Source organism: Actinomyces glycerinitolerans, assembly GCF_900098745.1.
Lineage (GTDB): Bacteria > Actinomycetota > Actinomycetes > Actinomycetales > Actinomycetaceae > Actinomyces > Actinomyces glycerinitolerans.
Window position 1 is genome coordinate 467,290 of record NZ_FQTT01000001.1, and the last position, 16,910, is coordinate 484,199.

Genomic DNA, 16,910 nt, shown 5'->3' on the forward strand with positions numbered 1-16,910 from the left:
CGGCGGCGTATTCAATGAGCATGCCGCCCAAGTTGCCCAACTACGCTACCTAGCCTGCATTGGCATGAGAACCAGCGTGAATACCGGTGTGGGGTCCTTCCTCCTCAACCCCGCCGACTGCGACACAGACGCCGCCCCCACAACCACCGCCCAAGCAGCGGACGGCACCATGGTGGCAATTACCGTCACCGCCACCGACGTGTCCACCCTCCTAGCCGACGGGTCCGGTATCACCCGCCAACCCCCAGGCCCGGAAGTACTACTGACCAAAGACTTCATCGTCTACACCAACCCCGACACCCAAACCCTCACAACCACCATCGCCGGCACCGAGGTCACCATCCACGCCACCCCCACCACCTACACCTGGAACTGGGGCGACAACACCACCACAACCACCACCGACCCCGGAGCCCCCTGGCCAAACCAAACCGTCACCCACCAATACACCACCACCGCCCAAGGCGTAACCACCACCCTGACCACCACCTGGCAAGCCACCTACACCCCCACCGGCGGCACCACCACCCCCGTAGTCGGCACCATCACCACCACCAACACCACCACCGCCTACAACATCGTCCGCACCACCACCTACCTCACCGACCAAGCCGAAACCCAACAAGGACACTAAACAGGCTCTTCTCGTTTGTGGGCGTGGCGGTTCGGGCACTGGTTACAACGCCGGAGGTCGTTCTCGGGTGCGGGAGGTCGTCTTCGGGTCGGCGAGGTCGTACTCGGTGGGTGCCGGCCTGCCGAACACGACCTCTTCGTCCCCAAACCCTCCACATTCGGGAGGGTTTCGGGCCGACGAGGACGTCTTGGCCGAACCCAGGATGTCCTCGGGCCGATGGGGACGTTCTCGGGCGAACCAGGACGTTCTCGGGCACACCGGGTCGTCCTCGGGCCAAGGAGGACGTCTTCAGGCCAAGAAGGTCGTCTCTGGGGGCGGGGACGTTCTCGGGTTGGCGGTGTTGGCGACCGCGGACGAATCGTTGGAGTCGTCGGAATCATGCGGATCCCGCAGGCGCGGGGCCCAGATGGATGGCTCCCCGCGCATCTGGGCGGGCGGGCCCCGCAGGCGCAGGGGTGTGCCTACTTGGACCGCTGTTCCCCGGTTGGACACCTGTTCCCCCGTTGGACCGCCGTAGCCGCCGGTTACAGCGGTCCAACGGGGCGTGGGCGGTCCAACGGGGCGTGGGCGGTCCAACGGGGCGTGGGCGGTCCAACGGGGCGTGGGCGGTCCAACGGGGCGTGGGCGGTCCAACGCGCGAACCGTCGCACCCGATCCACCGCGCACATCCCAGCCAAGGCGCATTCCCACCCACCGCGTCACCCACCGCGCCGCCGTGCCCCGCACACCAACCACAACCCGGACAGTCGCCGCCCGTCAGCCCGCCACACACCCAAACACGAAGAACCGCTAAACACACCGCCGGCGATCGCATTCGGCAGCCGCAGTCGGCGCACCACAGCCACCAGATCAGCACAGCCCTGGCGGCGCGCCGCGCCCCTCATACCCACCGATGCCGACTGCCTACCCCATCATCGCCGTGGGCGGCCCACTCGTGCCGCACTACAGCCGGTCGTGCTTCTCGCAGAAGACATGGTTCCCCATGATCTTGAAGCCGTCGCGTTCGGCCGCGCGCAACGCGTCGTGCTCGGTGTAGCTCAAGGCGAGCACACGCTCAATCGCCGTGCCATCCGGGTCGTGGACCGTGTCGACCACCCGATGCGCGACCATGCGGTCGCACCCCTCGTGGTCACAACGGACGGCGATTGCCTCGCGACGAACGAACATGTGGTCCCCTTTCAGCGTCAGGACTGCTGATTGTCGAATCTGTTTTGCCTGTGCGAATCTGCTTCGCCAGCGTGCCCACCGCGGAGCATCGGCGCCCCGATGTGAGCCACGCACGTATCATGCCTCACACTTCCGCGCCCGGTGGGGGCCCCGCCGCGCACGTGGCCCCCACCGCGCGCACGCGCCGCGCCCGCCCCGACGGGGCGCAACGCGTTACGGCTACTGTTAGCGGCGATGTCGCCCGTGATCACCTACGCCCTCCTGTTTCTCGCCGGAGTGGTTGCCGCCATCGTCGGCTACCTAGTGGGAATGGCCTCGCTCGTCTCCTACCCGGCGATGCTCACCCTGGGCGTGCCGCCGGTGGTCGCCAACGCCTCCAACACCGTCAGCCTGATTCCCGGCGGCATCGGCTCACTGATTACCTCCTGGGACCGGCTCAAGCAGATCCGCTACTACCCGCTGCTTCCCCAGGCACTCATCGCCGTCGTCGGCGGGCTCGTGGGCGGCGCGCTGCTGCTGGTGGCCCCGCCCGGCGTATTCGAGGCGATCGTGCCCTGGCTGGTGCTGCTCGCAACCGCCCTGGTGGCGCTGAGCCCGCGGTTGCGGCGCGGCGCCACCAACTACCGACTGCCCGCGCCCGCGTTCCTGGCCCTGATGGCCGCCATCATGGTCTACAGCGGTTACTTCGGCGCCGGCGCGGGGGTGCTCTTCTTCGCCCTGTGCACCCTGGGCACGCCCATGAACACCCACGCGGCCGTGGTGATGAAGACGCCCATGACCACCCTGTCCAACTTCGCCGCCGCCGTGCTGTTCATCGTGCAGGGGCAGGTCGACTGGGGCGCCGCGATCACGGTAGGCCTGGGCTCCTTCGCCGGCGGCTACGTGGCCCCGCTGATTCAGCGGCTGATTCCCGAGCGGGTCATTCACGCCGCCGTGGTGGTCGGCGGTCTGGTCCTGACCGTCTGGCTGCTGCTCGGCTTCTGATCCCGGCCCGACGACGGCGCCCGGACTAGACGCGCAGGCCCAGCCCCCGCATGCGGGTGGTCGCCCCCTGGGAGAGGGCCTCGTGCAGCGCCTCGCCGTCGGCACCCGACGCGGCCAGGTCCGGGGCGGTGGCCAACAGGCGCTTCATGGTGCCGATCTCCTCGCCCACCACGCGGCGTCCCCACAGCCCCAGGCGCGCCGCCAGCTGGGTGTCCTCGCCGATTGCCGGCACCAGTTGGGAGGAGGCGAAGGCCGCCAGTCGGTCGGCGTCGGTGTCCTCCGTCAGCTGATCGCGCAGGGGCGTCTCCACCGTCTCCGCCAACGCGACGACGAAGTCGCGCAACAGCCCGAAAGTCAGGTAGGTCTTGGTCAGTCGCTCATACCAGTCCAGGGGACGCAGCCGCTCATCGAAGTCGCCCAGCGCCCCGACGAAGGGCTCGGCCGCCGCGAGCACGTCGACGCCAGCGTCTGCCGCCGAGACCCGCAGCCGTTCGAAAGAAGCGACCGCCTCCCCGCTCATGCGCAGCAGCTCGGCGCGCAGTCCCATATCCGGGGCCTTGTCGGCGTCCTTGGCGTAGCGCGTACAGGCGATGGTCCGGGCGTAGGCGGCCAGGCCGACCACGGCAACCGTGTGCGGCGACGGCGACGCGGTCACGGTCCGGCTGGCAGGAAGGGCTGAGCTCGTCATGGTGTCAGGGTAGGCCCTGACGCCGTGCCAACCCCCGTGTTCGTCACAAGTGCTCGACGGCCAACGCGATCCATCTCTCTTATCGGTCACTCACGCATCCACGCCCGGTTGACTAGGCTGGACGCAGGTTGCCCGGTCGCCATGCCCATCGTCATGCCTCTCAGCCCCACCTGCCGTTACGGCAGCGTGCGTGGCGTCATTCGCGATCGGCTGCCGTATATGACCGCAGGCGCGGACTCCGCCGCACGCCGGCGCCTCGTCCGCGCCGCCTGAGCCCGGGGCCCACCCGGATTACATACAACCGAAAGCACATACCGCATCGTGACCGAGCAGACCGCAACAACTGAATCGACCACCACTCCCGCCGCATCGACCGAGTCGCAGTCGCCCACCGCGACGACCCAGGCGCCCACCGCGCCGGCCGACACCGCCTCCGGGATCATCTCCACCGCGCAGGCCCACGCCCCGGTGCTGGACGACGCCAAGCCCGACATCACCGATGCCGACTCCGAAACCGACCTGACCACACGTACCTTCGCCGACTTCGGCGTTGAGGACGAGATCTGCCAGGCCCTGGCGGACAAGGGCATCACCCACCCCTTCCCCATCCAGGCACTCACCCTGCCGATCGCGCTGCGCGGCCAGGACATCATCGGCCAGGCCAAGACCGGCACCGGCAAGACCCTCGGCTTCGGCATCCCGCTGCTCATGGACACGCTCGGCCCCGGCGAGGAGGGCTGGGATGAGGACCCCGCCTCGGGTTCCCCGCAGGCACTGGTCATTCTGCCGACCCGCGAGCTGGCCAAGCAGGTGGCCGAGGAGCTGGCGGGCGCCGCCGCCAAGCGCACCGTGCGCATCGTCCAGGTGTACGGCGGGCGCGCCTACGAGCCGCAGATCGAGGCGATCGAGCAGGGAGCCGAGATCGTCGTCGGCACCCCCGGTCGCATCATCGACCTGATGGATCGTCGGGTCCTGGACCTGACCCACGTAACCACCGTGGTACTGGATGAGGCCGATGAGATGCTCGACCTGGGCTTCCTGCCGGACGTGGAGAAGATCCTCTCGCGCACCCGCTCCGACCGCCACACCATGCTTTTCAGCGCCACCATGCCGGGCGCCGTCGTCGCCCTGGCCCGCCGCTACATGACCAAGCCGACCCACATTCGCGCCCAGGACCCGGGCGACGACTCCATGACGGTCAAGACCGTGCAGCAGGTCGTCTACCGCACCCACGCGCTGAACAAGGTCGAGGTGCTCTCCCGCATCCTGCAGGCCACCGGCCGCGGCCGCACCATCATCTTCGCGCGCACCAAGCGCACCGCCGCCCGCGTGGCCGAGGACCTGTCTGCCCGCGGCTTCGCCACCGCGGCCCTGCACGGCGACCTGGGGCAGGGGGCCCGCGAGCAGGCGCTGCGCGCCTTCCGCAAGGGCAAGGTGGACGTGCTGGTGGCCACCGACGTGGCGGCACGCGGCATCGACGTCGACGACGTCACCCACGTCATCAACTACCAGTGCCCCGAGGACGAGAAGATCTACGTCCACCGCATCGGCCGCACCGGCCGGGCGGGCGGCTCGGGCACCGCGATCACCTTCGTCGACTGGGACGACGTCTCCCGCTGGCGTCTGATCGCCAAGGCGCTCGGCCTGCCGATCGAGGAGCCGGTGGAGACGTACCACACCTCCGACCACCTCTACACGGACCTGAACATTCCCCGAGATGTCACCGGCAAGCTGCCGCGCAGCAAGCGGGTCCTGGCGGGGCTCGACGCCGAGCAGATCGAGGACCTGGGCGAGACCGGCCGGCACGCCCACGCCCGCGAGGAGCGCGGCGGTCGGGGGCGGGGCCGCGGCCGCGGACGGCGCAGCTCAAGCACCGGGCGCGACGGCGGTTCGCGGCGCAACGACTCGAGCACGGGTTCCCGCACGGGCCGCTCCGCATCCGCGCAGGACGACCGGCCGCGCCGCAAGCGCAACCGCCGCCGCACCCACGGCGGTCGCGCCGACGCCTGAGGCCCATCGCGGCTTGGCGCTAATCGGCCGCCGGAGCCGGTCCGCACGACGCCGCGCCGCGCACCCACCGCACTACCGCACCCTGGCGCGCCGCGCACCTACCCGCGCGCGGCGCCCGGGTGCGCTCAGGCACCGGTGACCGCGCCGATGTAGGCAATCACGCCGTCGGCCATCATCTGCACCGCGATCGCGGCCAACAACAACCCGAAGATGCGGGTGAGCACCTGAATCGCGGACTCCCCCAGCAACCGGTGCAGGCCCACGGAGAACCGCAGGACCACCCAGATGACCAGGTGCGTGACCACGATCGCGGCGGTCACGCTCACCCAGCCGACCACCGGCCCGGACGCCGACTCCACCGCCACCATGGTGGCCACGATCGCGCCCGGCCCGGCCAGCAGGGGCGTGCCCAGGGGGACGAGTGCGGCGTTGGTGGCCACCGAGTCCGGGTCGGGGTGCTCATCGGTCTTGTCGGTGAGCAGCTCGAGCGCCACCAGCAGCAGCAACAGCCCGCCGGAGATCTGCAGCGCCGGCACGGTGATGCCCAAGAACCGCAGAATGTAGCGGCCGAAAATCGCGAACACGAGAATCACCGCGAAGGACACCAGGGTGGCCTGGCGGGCCGAGCGGGTGCGCTCGGCGTCGGTCTGCCGGCTGGTCAGCGACAGAAAGATGGGAATGGCGCCCAACGGGTCCTGAATGACCAGGATCGTGGTGAGCGCGGTGGCGAAGAGCGTGAGGTCGAAGATGTTTGCGAGCATGACTGGGGCGGAGGGAGCGGAACGTTTTGATTGGGCTTGACGATTGGGCGTCCGGACATCCGGGCGGCCCGGCGGATCTTTGGCTGGACGGCTTCCCTGCCGGGCGGCCTGCCGCCCGGGGCGACGGCGACCGGCACCCGGTCAGGGCGTGATCAGCGGGAGCGCACCCTCGGCGACGATCTGCTCCAACAGTGCCGGCGGCATGAGGTTCTCCCCGAGCCGGTTCGGCTTGCCGTCGCCGTGGTAGTCGGAGGCGCCGGATGTGCCGACCCCAAGCTCCCGTGCCAGCGCACGGGCCTGCTCCCGCTGGGCGGGATCGTGGTCGCGGTGGTCGACCTCAAGCGCGGCCAGGCCGGCCTCGGCCATCCGCGCAAAGGTCGCATCCGGCACCAGGCGCCGCTGGCGGTTGGCGGCGCGCGGGTGCGCCGCCACCGGCACTCCCCCGGCCGCGCGCACGAGCCGGCAGGCCTCAACCGGGTCCAGGGCCCAGTAGTGCACGTAGTACGGGCTGGAGGTCGCCAAGGGCCCGGCGAAGGCGGCGGACCGGTTGGGGAAGACCCCGGCGGCCACGAGCGCGTCGGCAATGTGCGGACGGCCGATCGTGACGGCGTCGGAGGACTGGGCGAGCACGTCCTCCCAGGTGATGGGGTAGTCCACCGCCAGGCGCTCGACCATGTACCGGGTCCGGTTGGAGCGCGACTGGCGGGCGGCGGTCAGCGCATCCGCGAGCGGGCCGTAGTCGGGGTCGAACAGGTAGGCCAGCAGGTGCAGGGTCACGCCGTCGACGGAGCAGGAGATCTCCGTGCCACGCAGCAGGGTCACGCCCGTGCGAGGCACCGCCGCGGCCGCCTCGGCCCACCCCTCGGTCGTGTCGTGGTCGGTCAGGCCGACGACGTCGAGACCCTCACGGGCGGCGGCGGCCATGAGCGCGGCGGGAGTGTCCGTGCCGTCCGAGTAGGAGGAGTGAGTGTGGGGGTCGATGCGCACCCGCCAAGTGTACGAATACGGGCTGGGCCCCTGCCGCTCGGATCCTCGGACGCAGCGGGCCGGGCCGCGGTCATGCCGCGTACCGCCGGTGGCCGGGGCCGCACCGCGCGAAACCACCCCCTGACTGTGACGCCGGTTACTTGCTAGCGTGAAGCCATGAGCACCGCCGCCGCATCCGACTCGCCCGCCCAATCCGGCCCCGCCTCCGCACCGACCGCCCCGATCCGCTTCGGCATGATCGGTGCCGGCTTCATCGCCCGCTGGTTCGTGGAGGCGGCCCGCACGGTTCCCGACGCCGAGGTCGTCGCCGTCACCTCCGCGCACCCGGAGCGGGCGGCCGCCTTCGCCGCCGAGCACGCCATACCCGCCGCCTTCGCATCGCTGGAGGAGATGCTCGCCGCCCGCGACGCCGACGGCGACCCCCTGGTGGACGTCGTCTACGTCGGGTCCCCCAACCTGCTGCATCCCGAGCACGCGCTCGCTGCCCTCGAGGCCGGCCGGCACGTGCTGGTGGAGAAGCCCTTCGCCCCCACGCCCGCCCAGGCGCGGGCCATGGTGGCGGCCGCCCGGCGCAATGATCGGCTGCTCATGGAGGGGTGGTTGCCCGCCTTCGAGCCGGGCACGGCGGTGCTGCGTGAGAACCTGCGGCGGCTGGGTCCGATCCGGCGCGCGCTGCTGGTCAAGGAGCAGTACTCCTCCCGCATGGACGCCTACCGGGACGGGGCTTTGCCGCCGGCCTTCAACCCGGCCATGGCGGGCGGTTCTCTCATGGACCTGGGCGTGTACCCGATCAGCTTGGCGATCCACCTGTTCGGGGCGCCCACGCGGGTGACCGCCGCCGGGGTGCTGCTGGACTCGGGCGCGGACGCCCTGGGCACGGTCGTGCTCGACTACGCCGGCACCGACACCGCCCGCCAGGTCCAGCCCGCCGGCTTCGAGGTGGTGTGCCTGCACTCCAAGACCTCCCCCGCCGGCACCGGCTCCGCGATCGCCGGCGACCACGCGGTGCTGACCCTGGACGACTGCCAGTGGCCCCAGCAAATCGCCCTACGCGGCCCCGCGGTGGGCACAGCCGGCGCCGGCAGCGCGGCCGGCGCGGACCGGATCAAAGCGGCCGCCGGCGCCGACGCCGTCCAGGACCTGTCGGTTCAGCGCAGCGGGCCGGTACTCGCCTACGAACTGGAGACCTTCTGCCGCCTGGTGCGCTCCGGGGCACGCGAGTCGGAACTGCACCCGCTGGCCAACTCGGTGGCCGCCGTCGAGGTGCTCTACGAGGCGCGCCGACAGGTGGGAGTGCGGTTCCCGGGCGACCCCGACTGACGCCACCCGGCGGCTTCGGCCGGTGCACTCCCCGATCGGCGAGCGTGCCACTATGGGGCCATGACCGATTCCGTATCCGACTCCCCCGCACCCTCCGCAGCGGACGCCGAGGCGCCCCAGACGCTCGCAGAGCGCGGCAACAACCGCTCCCACCGGCCCACCAACCAGGCCTTCCGCGACTTCATCGGCTCCGGCTGGGGCCCGCGCCCCGATGCGCTGCCCGACCGCTCCGCCGCCGCCCCCTGGGCCGCCGCCCGACGCGAGACCCTGGGCGCCCTGTTCCCCGGCGACCGGCTGGTCATCCCCGCCGGGGGGCTGGTGACCCGCAACAACGACTGCGACTACCGCTTCCGCCCGCACTCGGCCTTCGCCCACCTGGCCGGCACCGGCACCGACTTCGAGCCCGACGCCGTACTCGTGCTGGAGCCGCTGGCCGCCGGTAGCGCGGGTGCCGGGACGAGCAGTGCCGCGGGCAGGAGCGCCGGTTCCGCCGTCGCCGGGGATGCCGACAACCCGGGCGAGGCCACGACCGCGCCCACCCACGAGGCGGTGCTGTACTTCCGCCCCCGCGCCTCCCGGTCGTCCGAGGAGTTCTACGCCGACCCCCGCTACGGGGAACTGTGGGTGGGCCAGCGCCCCTCGATCGAGGAGGTGGAGGCGGCCACCGGAATCCGCTGCGCCCACATCGACTCGCTGCCCGATGCACTCGCCAAGGACGCCGGTCCGGACGGCGTGCAGTTGCGCGTGGTGGCACAGGCCGACGCCGCGGTCACCGCCCTGGTGGACCGCGTGCGCACCGCGGCCGGACTCGCCGCCGGGCAGGACGCCCAGCAGGTCGACGACGCCCTGGCGGAGGCCACCAGCGAACTGCGCCTGACCAAGGACTCCTGGGAGGTCGAGCAGCTGCAGCGGGCCGTGGACGCCACCCGCGCCGGCTTCGACGACCTGATCCGCTCCATTCCGCGCGCCACCGGGCACTGGCGCGGAGAACGGGTGCTGGAGGGCGCCTTCGGGGCCAAGGCCCGCGAGGAGGGCAACGGGCTCGGCTACGAGACCATCGCCGCCGCCGGGAACCACGCCAACACGCTGCACTGGATCAACAACGACGGCGCCGTGCGTCCCGGCGAACTGGTGCTGGTGGACGCCGGCGTGGAGGTCGACTCCCTTTACACCGCCGACGTCACCCGCACCATCCCGGTGGACGGTCGCTTCACCGCCCCGCAGCGCCGGGTCTACCAGGCCGTGCTTGACGCCGCCGACGCCGCCTTCGCCCGCGCCAACACTCTCGGCTGCCGCTTCCGGGACGTGCACGCCGCCGCCATGGAGGTGATCGCCGCCCGCCTGGAGGAGTGGGGCATGCTGCCCGACGGCGTCACCGCCGCCGACTCCCTGGGGCCGGACGGCCAGTTCCACCGCCGCTGGATGGTGCACGGCACCAGCCACCACCTGGGACTGGACGTGCACGACTGCGCCCAGGCGCGCCGCGAGATGAGCATGGACGCGGTGCTGCGCCCGGGCATGGTCTTCACCATTGAGCCGGGCCTGTACTTCCGCGCCGACGACCAGCTGGTTCCCGAGGAGCTGCGCGGCATCGGCGTGCGCATCGAGGACGACGTCGTCGTGGACGCCGACGGGAGCGTGCGGCGCCTGACGCAGGCGATTCCCCGTACCGTCGCGGAGGTGGAGGCCTGGGTGACCGGCCTCATCGCCTGATCCCCAAATGACGGGGCGGCGCGCTCCGTCGGCCCGGGCCGCGGGTTTGCTGACGGTCCTTGAGTCCGCTCCGGTGCACGTCGCTACCATTGAGGCCGTGTCACCGGTTCGCGGCCCCCGTCGGCGCCCGAGTTCAGCCCCCGGGGAGCAGGCATGACCTCCCCCGGGAGCCGCGATCCCGATCGCACACGCCCCAGCGGGCACGTACACGGCCATAACCACGGCTCGACTGCCTCCCGGGGCCGGCTCGCCGCCGTCCTGGCCCTGACGACGGGCGTGCTGGTGGCCGAGGTGGTCAGCGCCGCGCTCACCGGGTCCTTGGCACTGCTTGCCGACGCCGGGCACATGCTCACCGACGTCGTCGGCCTGGTGATGGCGCTGGTGGCCGCGCACCTGTCCACCCGGCCCGTAACCGACCGCTCCACGTGGGGGCTGCGGCGCGCCGAGATCCTGGGTGCCGCGCTGCAGGCGACGCTGTTGGGCGTAGTGGGAGTCATCGTTGGCGTGCGAGCGGTGATCACGCTGGTGGGCGGCGCCGAGGTAGAGGCACATGGCATGCTGGTCATGGGCGTGACCGGCCTGGTGGCAAACGTGGTGGGGCTGCTGGTGCTTTCCGGCGGACGTGACCACAACCTGAACATGCGGGCCGCCTTCCTGGAAGTCGCCAACGACGCACTGGGCAGTGTGGGCGTGATCGTGGCGGCGGCCGTGGTGGCACTCACCGGCTGGGCGCGCGCCGATGCCGTTGCCTCCCTGGTGATCGTCGCGCTGATCGTGCCGCGGGCCTTCTCCCTACTGCGCACCGCACTCGGCGTGCTCATGGAGCGCACCCCGGAGGCGCTGGACCTGGCGGAGGTGCGTCGTCACCTGCTGGCGGTGGACGGCGTGGAGGAGGTCCACGACCTGCACGCCTGGACGGTGGCCTCCGGCCTGCCGGTGCTCACCGCGCACGTCGTCGTCTCAGACACCTGCTTCGCGCAGGGGCGCACGGGCGGGGTCCTGGACGCGTTGCAGGAGTGCGTCGCCGAGCATTTCCCGGTGCACATCGAGCACGCGACTTTCCAGCTTGAGCCCGCCGCGCACCGCGCCCACGAGCACGTCCCCTGCGTCTGACTCCGGCGGCAAGCAACCAAGTCGGCCTGGCCGCTCCTCCCGTGCCCCTCTCAGACACGAGTTTGTGCTCGTTGTAGACGCGGGCAGGGCGTAGAGCGTCGGTAGGCCGTATACGTCGTAGGCCGTATATGTCGTAGGGCGTAGACAGGACTCAGGCGTCGTCGGGACGACGGCGGTAGGGGTCGTCCTCGGGGTCGGCCTGCCCCTGGCCGCGCTCCCCCGCCGGCGTTTCGGCTCGGCCGTCCGCCACCGAAGGCACCGGTCCGCTATCCGTCCCCTGTGGCTGGTTCTCCTCAGGCCGCGGCGCGATCGGCGTCCGGGGTACGGCGCCGTTCGGCATGGTGGCACCCGGCATCTGACCGGTCTCCGAGCCCGCCTCCGGGGCTGTACTGCCGCCTTGCGAGTAGGTCTGCGGGTCCACTCCCTCGGGCAGGCGCACGCCGAAGCGGGGCTGCTCGTCCGGACGAGAGCCGAAGGTGCTGCGGCCCTGACCGCGGGCCTGCTGCCGGGCAGCGCGGCGCTCCTCGGCTCGGCGCGCCGACTGCCCGCCGCGGGTGAGATTCCCCGGCAGGTCCGCGAGCGCGCGGGCCGCCTCCGCGGACAGCTCGGAGGCGATGATGGAGTAGCGCGAGGCGACCACCTGGCTGATGGAGGTGAAGTCGCGCTTGCCGCGAGTGACCGCGTAGGCGGCGACCTGGAAGATCATCCCCCAGATCACGCCCATGATGATCGCGGCGATCAGCACGGTGCTGGTCCCCTCGCTGGGGCCAAGCAGCAGCATCATGGCGGCGAAGAACAGCCCGATCCACAGCCCGGACATGGCGCCGTTGGCCAGCGCCCGCCCCCAGCTCATGCGTCCGGTAATGCGCTCGACCTGGCGCAGGTCGGTACCGATGATCGCCAAGTGCTGTACGGGGAAGCCGGCGTCGGACAGGGAGTCGACCGCGTGCTGCGCCTCCGCGTAGGTCGCGAAGGAGGCGACCTCGTCGCCGCGCGGAATGCTTCCCCGCGTCATGCCGAACGGCGCGGCCTGCGTGGAGAATTCAGTCTGGCTCATGGGTACATCGTCCCACGTAGTCCCGGCACGGGGCCAGCTTCATCGAGCGGCGAAACCGTGAGGCGGCATCAACCCCGCCACGCCGATAGGCTGGCCGCTGTGGAAAACACCAAGACGCGCGCCACCCTCAGAGTCTTCGTCGCCCGACTCGTGGGCACGACCGTCTTCGATCCTCTAGGCGACGCCGTCGGCAAGGTGCACGACGTCGTCGTGCTCATCCGCCTGCGTGGTCAGCCGCGCGCCGTCGGCCTGGTGATCGAGGTGGCGGGCCGCCGCCGCGTGTTTCTGCCACTGTCACGGGTGACCGCGATCGAGCCGGGCGCCGTCATCACCACCGGGCTGGTCAACATCCGCCGATTCGAGAAGCGCCGCGTGGAGACCTTGGTGGTCGGCGAGCTGCTGGACCGAGTCGTCACCCTGCGCGATGGCTCCGGGCAGGTGACCATCCGCGACGTCGCCATCGAGCGCGACCGCGGCATGGATTGGAAGGTGACCCGCCTGTTCGTTCAGCGCGGCTCCTCGGGTCCGCTGGGGCTGCGCCGCGGCGAGACCTTCACCGTGCGCCCCGACGAGGTCACGGGCCTGGCCGGCTCCGCCGATCAGCAGGGGGCGACCGCGCTGCTGGCCACCATGGAGGGGCTCAAGCCCGCCGACCTGGCCGATGTACTGTCCGACCTGCCGCTGTCGCGGCAGCTGGAGGTGGCGGCCGAGCTGTCCGACGAGCGTTTGGCCGATGCGGCCGAAGAGCTGTCCGACGACGACGCCGTGGCCCTGCTCTCCGGTCTGGACGCCGCCCGCGCCGCCGACGTTCTGGACGCCATGCAGCCCGACGACGCCGCGGACCTGGTTTCCGCACTGCCCGCCTCCATCGCCGCCCAGTTGCTGGACTTGATGGAGCCGGAGGAGGCGGAGGACGTGCGCCGCCTGATGACCTATGACGAGTACACGGCCGGCGGTCTGATGACCACCGAGCCGATCATCCTGCCGCCGGAGGCCACCGTGGCCACCTTCCTGGCACAGGCCCGCAAGGCCGAGGTGCCGCCGGCGCTGGCCGCCGTCGCCTTCGTGTGCCGCCCCCCGTTGGAGTCGCCCACCGGCCGGTTCCTGGGCATGGTGCACCTCCAGCGCGCCCTGCGGGAGCGTCCCCAGCAGCTGCTCGGCTCCGTGCTGGACAAGGACCTGGAGGAGGTGCACGCCGACGACTCGATCGGCACCGTCACCCGCCTGCTGGCGACTTACAATCTCACGGCCCTACCCGTGCTCGACGATGCCGGCCGCCTGCTCGGCGCCGTGTCCGTCGACGACGTCCTGGACCACCTCATGCCCGACGACTGGCGGGAGGCGGACGACGCCGTCACCGACGAGATGATTGAGAGGAGCGCCAATGCCTGATCAGCTCGACCAGCCCCTGTCGAAGAACCGCTCCCGGTGGATGCGTTGGACGCATCCCTCCCGCAGCCGCTCGGATACCTCGGGCCGGGTGGCGGAGGCCATTGCACGCTTCTCCGGCACGCCGACGTTCCTCATCTGGCTGACCGTCTTCGTGGCCCTGTGGATGATCTGGAACTCGTGGGGGCCCGAGAATCTGCGCTTCGACCGCGCCAGCCTGGGCTTCACCGCCCTGACGCTCATGCTCTCGCTGCAGGCCTCCTACTCGGCACCACTGATCCTGCTGGCCCAGAACCGGCAGGACGACCGCGACCGGGTGACCGCCGAGCAGGACCGTCAGCGCGCCGAGCGCAACCTGGAGGACACCGAGTACCTCACCCGGGAGATCGCCTCCCTGCGCCTGGCCATGAACGACGTCGCCACCCGCGACTTCGTGCGCTCCGAGCTGCGCGTCGTACTGGAGGAACTGCTCCAGGAGGAGAGGCGCACCCGCGAAGAACTACATGACGACATTGTCGATGAGGGCGGGGAGACCCCGGATGCCCCGGAGACTCCCGATGGTTCGAACACCGCGCGGCCGCAGCAGGAGGACGCGGGCTGAACGCAGGCCCCCGGCGGCATCACTCCAGGCGGCCCCATTCATCCGGTGGGCCGGGTGGACGGCGCCCGCCCGGCCCGCCGCATTCCCGCCGTCGGCGTGCTCCTCACCACCATGGTGGCCCCCGGCGGAGCGGGCAACCGGCCATAGGATTGAGCCATGAGCCTGCCCACTGAAGACGCGGTCCGCGAGGCACTCGCCCGCGTGATTGACCCCGAGCTGCGCCGCCCGATCACCGACCTCGGGATGGTCGATTCCATCGAGATCGCCGCCGACGGCGTCGTCACCGTCGGGGTGCTGCTGACCGTCGCCGGCTGCCCGCTGCGGGACACCATCACCGCGGATGCACGCAAGGAGGTCGGCGCCCTGGACGGCGTGTCAGACGTGCGCGTGAACATGGGCGTGATGAACGACGAGCAGCGGGCCGAGCTGCGCACCCGCCTGCGCGGCGGCGCCGCCGAGCCGGTCATCCCCTTCACCAAGCCCGACAACCTCACGCGCGTCTACGCGGTCACCTCGGGCAAGGGCGGCGTCGGCAAGTCCTCCGTCACCGCCAACCTGGCCGCCGCGATGGCCTCCCAGGGGCTGAACGTCGGGGTGGTCGACGCCGACATCTACGGCTTCTCCATCCCCCGCATGCTGGGTGTGGATCAGGTTCCCACCCAGTTGGACGGCATGATCATCCCGCCCATCGCGCACGGGGTGAAGGTCATCTCCATCGGCATGTTCGTGGAGGAGAAGCAGCCGGTCGTCTGGCGCGGCCCCATGCTGCACCGAGCCGTGCAGCAGTTCCTGTCCGACGTGTTCTGGGGCGACGTGGACGTGCTGCTGCTGGACCTGCCGCCGGGGACCGGCGACGTGACCATCTCGGTGGCGCAGCTGCTGCCGGACGCCGAGATCCTGGTGGTCACCACCCCGCAGACGGCGGCCGCCGAGGTGGCCGAGCGCACCGGACTGATCGCATCGCAGACCCACCAGAAGGTCGCCGGGGTCATCGAGAACATGTCCTACCTGCCGCAGCCCGACGGGTCGCGCCTGGAGATCTTCGGCTCCGGCGGCGGCCAGGCCGTCTCCGAGTCGCTGACGACCGCGCTGGGATACGAGGTGCCGCTGCTGGCGCAGTTGCCGCTGGACATCAAGCTGCGCGAGGGCGCGGACGTGGGCATCCCGGCGACCATCGCCGTCGGTGACGGACCCGCCACCGACTCCCCCGCGGCCCTGCAATTGGCGGGTGTGGCCCGCCGGCTCGGGCACCGCGCGCGCGGCCTGTCCGGCAAGTCGCTGGGGATCAGCCCGGTCGGCGCTGTCGGCTAGTCCGCACGCGCCTCAGCGGCGTGAGCCTGAGCGCGCCGCCGCCGCGAAAGCGTTTCAGGCGACGGCGGCCGTTGCCGCCTCGGCGCGGGTGCGGGCGGCCTCGTTGGCGGCGCGCACGATGTCGCGCGGAGAGACCGGGCGCAGGGCCTGCACGGTCTCGTCCTGCTGGGGTTCCTCCGCGAGGGTGGAGGGGATGTCGGCGGCGACCTCTTCCGCGTCGGCGGTCGGCTGCACCTCGGGGATCTCGGCGGTGGCCGTTTCCCCCGCCTCCAGCGCAATCTGGGCCGCGTCGGTGGAGGCGTCGCCCATCTCCTCAGTGCCCTCCGCGCTGGCGTCACCCGCGTCGGCGGCGGACTGCGCGGCGGTGAGCTCTGTGGCTGAGGGCTCGTCGACGACCTCCTGCTCAGCGGCGGAGTTCTCGTCCTCGGCAACGGCGGCTACCGGCTCGACCTGAGGCAGCTCGGCCGTCACCGCCGCGGCCTCCTGAGCCGCCTGCTCCGGGTCCTTCTTCGCCTGCTTGTCCGCCTGCGTTGAACCATCCGCGCCCTGCTGGTCGCCGGGCGCCGCCGCGGCCGCAACCGTGGCCGCCGCGGCCGCACCGGTGGACGCGGTCCGAGCGGAGCGCGTCTCCTGGGCCTTGTCCTCGATCATCTTCGACAGGGACTTGGACTTCTTCTGACCCTTGCCGCTCACCGCGGCCGCGGCCTCATCGCTGGCCTCCTTGGCGGTTTCCATCACCGACTGGAAGGGGTTGGTCAGATCCTTGCGGATGGCGTCGAGGTCCTCCCCCAGCGCGTCGCGCACGATCTTGCGGGGGTCGTAGTTGCGCGGGTCCAGATCGGACAGGTCCAGCTCTCCCAGCTCGGGGCCGACCTCCTCGGCGATCTGGGTCTTGGTGTCATCCAAGAACACGCGCAGACGACGCACCGCCTGGGTCAGCTTGCGGGTGTACTCGGGCAGGCGCTGCGGCCCCACCACGATGGCGATCACCAGCAGGATGACGAAGAACTCAGCTCCTGAGATACCCAACACGGGGTCAGTATAAGGAGGAATGCACGCGACCGGGCGAGCGCGTGGACGCGCAACCGCCCCGGACCTGAAACAATGGGCGCAGCCCCGCGCCGGCATCCCGGCGCCGCGGGGTTGAAACGACGGCTAGGCGGCCCGGTGCCGCG

General features: G+C 71.2%; 16 protein-coding genes. 10 read left to right on the forward strand and 6 right to left on the reverse strand.

Annotated features, from left to right (window positions below; genetic code table 11):
• Positions 1-64 precede the first annotated feature (64 nt).
• A complete protein-coding gene (locus ACGLYG10_RS16770; RefSeq protein ID WP_170866414.1) occupies positions 65-634 on the forward strand; it encodes a zinc transporter in 570 nt (189 codons plus the stop codon).
• Between the two features lie 942 nt (positions 635-1,576).
• Here ACGLYG10_RS16770 and ACGLYG10_RS01905 read toward each other — a convergent pair.
• Positions 1,577-1,801, reverse strand: a complete 225-nt coding sequence (locus ACGLYG10_RS01905; protein ID WP_073327394.1) for a hypothetical protein — start codon at positions 1,799-1,801, stop codon at positions 1,577-1,579.
• A 234-nt stretch (positions 1,802-2,035) separates the two neighbouring features.
• Between ACGLYG10_RS01905 and ACGLYG10_RS01910 the strand changes: the two genes are divergently transcribed.
• A complete protein-coding gene (locus tag ACGLYG10_RS01910) occupies positions 2,036-2,785 on the forward strand; it encodes a sulfite exporter TauE/SafE family protein (RefSeq protein ID WP_073327395.1) in 750 nt (249 codons plus the stop codon).
• A gap of 25 nt (positions 2,786-2,810) precedes the next feature.
• Here the strand turns inward: ACGLYG10_RS01910 and ACGLYG10_RS01915 are convergent, their stop codons facing one another.
• Positions 2,811-3,473 (reverse strand): ferritin-like fold-containing protein, encoded by a 663-nt coding sequence (locus ACGLYG10_RS01915; RefSeq protein ID WP_073327397.1) that lies wholly within the window; start codon positions 3,471-3,473, stop codon positions 2,811-2,813.
• A 141-nt stretch (positions 3,474-3,614) separates the two neighbouring features.
• Between ACGLYG10_RS01915 and ACGLYG10_RS16775 the strand changes: the two genes are divergently transcribed.
• Entirely contained in the window at positions 3,615-3,746 is a 132-nt protein-coding gene (locus tag ACGLYG10_RS16775; RefSeq protein ID WP_258522948.1) for a hypothetical protein, read from the forward strand.
• Between the two features lie 198 nt (positions 3,747-3,944).
• Complete coding sequence (locus ACGLYG10_RS01920) at positions 3,945-5,483, forward strand: DEAD/DEAH box helicase (RefSeq protein WP_432416221.1); 1,539 nt, start codon at positions 3,945-3,947, stop codon at positions 5,481-5,483.
• 125 nt (positions 5,484-5,608) lie between these two features.
• On the opposite strand, the gene ACGLYG10_RS01925 is transcribed toward ACGLYG10_RS01920, so the two are convergent.
• Both ACGLYG10_RS01925 and ACGLYG10_RS01930 read right to left on the reverse strand, forming a co-directional pair.
• The gene (locus ACGLYG10_RS01925) at positions 5,609-6,244 is read right to left on the reverse strand and encodes a MarC family protein (RefSeq protein WP_073327400.1); all 636 of its coding nucleotides are present in this window, start codon (positions 6,242-6,244) and stop codon (positions 5,609-5,611) included.
• Positions 6,245-6,385: 141 nt separating this feature from the next.
• Positions 6,386-7,231 (reverse strand): PHP domain-containing protein, encoded by an 846-nt coding sequence (locus tag ACGLYG10_RS01930; RefSeq protein ID WP_073327401.1) that lies wholly within the window; start codon positions 7,229-7,231, stop codon positions 6,386-6,388.
• 156 nt (positions 7,232-7,387) lie between these two features.
• On the opposite strand from ACGLYG10_RS01930, the gene ACGLYG10_RS01935 reads away from it, so the two are divergent.
• The 3 genes from ACGLYG10_RS01935 (at position 7,388) to ACGLYG10_RS01945 (ending at position 11,377) form a co-directional block, all read left to right on the forward strand.
• A complete protein-coding gene (locus tag ACGLYG10_RS01935; protein ID WP_073327403.1) occupies positions 7,388-8,551 on the forward strand; it encodes a Gfo/Idh/MocA family protein in 1,164 nt (387 codons plus the stop codon).
• Between the two features lie 60 nt (positions 8,552-8,611).
• Positions 8,612-10,264 carry an aminopeptidase P family protein gene (locus ACGLYG10_RS01940; protein ID WP_073327404.1) on the forward strand — a complete coding sequence of 551 codons (1,653 nt, stop codon included), beginning with the start codon at positions 8,612-8,614 and terminating at the stop codon, positions 10,262-10,264.
• Positions 10,265-10,417: 153 nt separating this feature from the next.
• A complete protein-coding gene (locus ACGLYG10_RS01945) occupies positions 10,418-11,377 on the forward strand; it encodes a cation diffusion facilitator family transporter (protein ID WP_073327405.1) in 960 nt (319 codons plus the stop codon).
• Between the two features lie 151 nt (positions 11,378-11,528).
• On the opposite strand, the gene ACGLYG10_RS16465 is transcribed toward ACGLYG10_RS01945, so the two are convergent.
• Positions 11,529-12,434, reverse strand: coding sequence for a YflT domain-containing protein (locus ACGLYG10_RS16465; RefSeq protein WP_073327409.1), 906 nt, complete (start codon positions 12,432-12,434; stop codon positions 11,529-11,531).
• A 99-nt stretch (positions 12,435-12,533) separates the two neighbouring features.
• On the opposite strand from ACGLYG10_RS16465, the gene ACGLYG10_RS01955 reads away from it, so the two are divergent.
• The 3 genes from ACGLYG10_RS01955 (at position 12,534) to ACGLYG10_RS01965 (ending at position 15,735) form a co-directional block, all read left to right on the forward strand.
• Positions 12,534-13,826: a magnesium transporter MgtE N-terminal domain-containing protein gene (locus ACGLYG10_RS01955; RefSeq protein ID WP_073327411.1), complete on the forward strand. Its 1,293-nt coding sequence runs from the start codon at positions 12,534-12,536 to the stop codon at positions 13,824-13,826.
• On the forward strand, positions 13,819-14,424 hold the full coding sequence (locus ACGLYG10_RS01960) for a DUF1003 domain-containing protein (protein WP_073327412.1): 606 nt from the start codon (positions 13,819-13,821) through the stop codon (positions 14,422-14,424). Before ACGLYG10_RS01955 ends, ACGLYG10_RS01960 begins: the two co-directional genes overlap by 8 nt.
• Before the next feature lie 156 nt (positions 14,425-14,580).
• Complete coding sequence (locus ACGLYG10_RS01965) at positions 14,581-15,735, forward strand: Mrp/NBP35 family ATP-binding protein (protein WP_073327414.1); 1,155 nt, start codon at positions 14,581-14,583, stop codon at positions 15,733-15,735.
• Positions 15,736-15,789: 54 nt separating this feature from the next.
• Here the strand turns inward: ACGLYG10_RS01965 and ACGLYG10_RS16780 are convergent, their stop codons facing one another.
• Positions 15,790-16,767: a twin-arginine translocase TatA/TatE family subunit gene (locus ACGLYG10_RS16780; RefSeq protein ID WP_073327416.1), complete on the reverse strand. Its 978-nt coding sequence runs from the start codon at positions 16,765-16,767 to the stop codon at positions 15,790-15,792.
• Positions 16,768-16,910 lie beyond the last annotated feature (143 nt).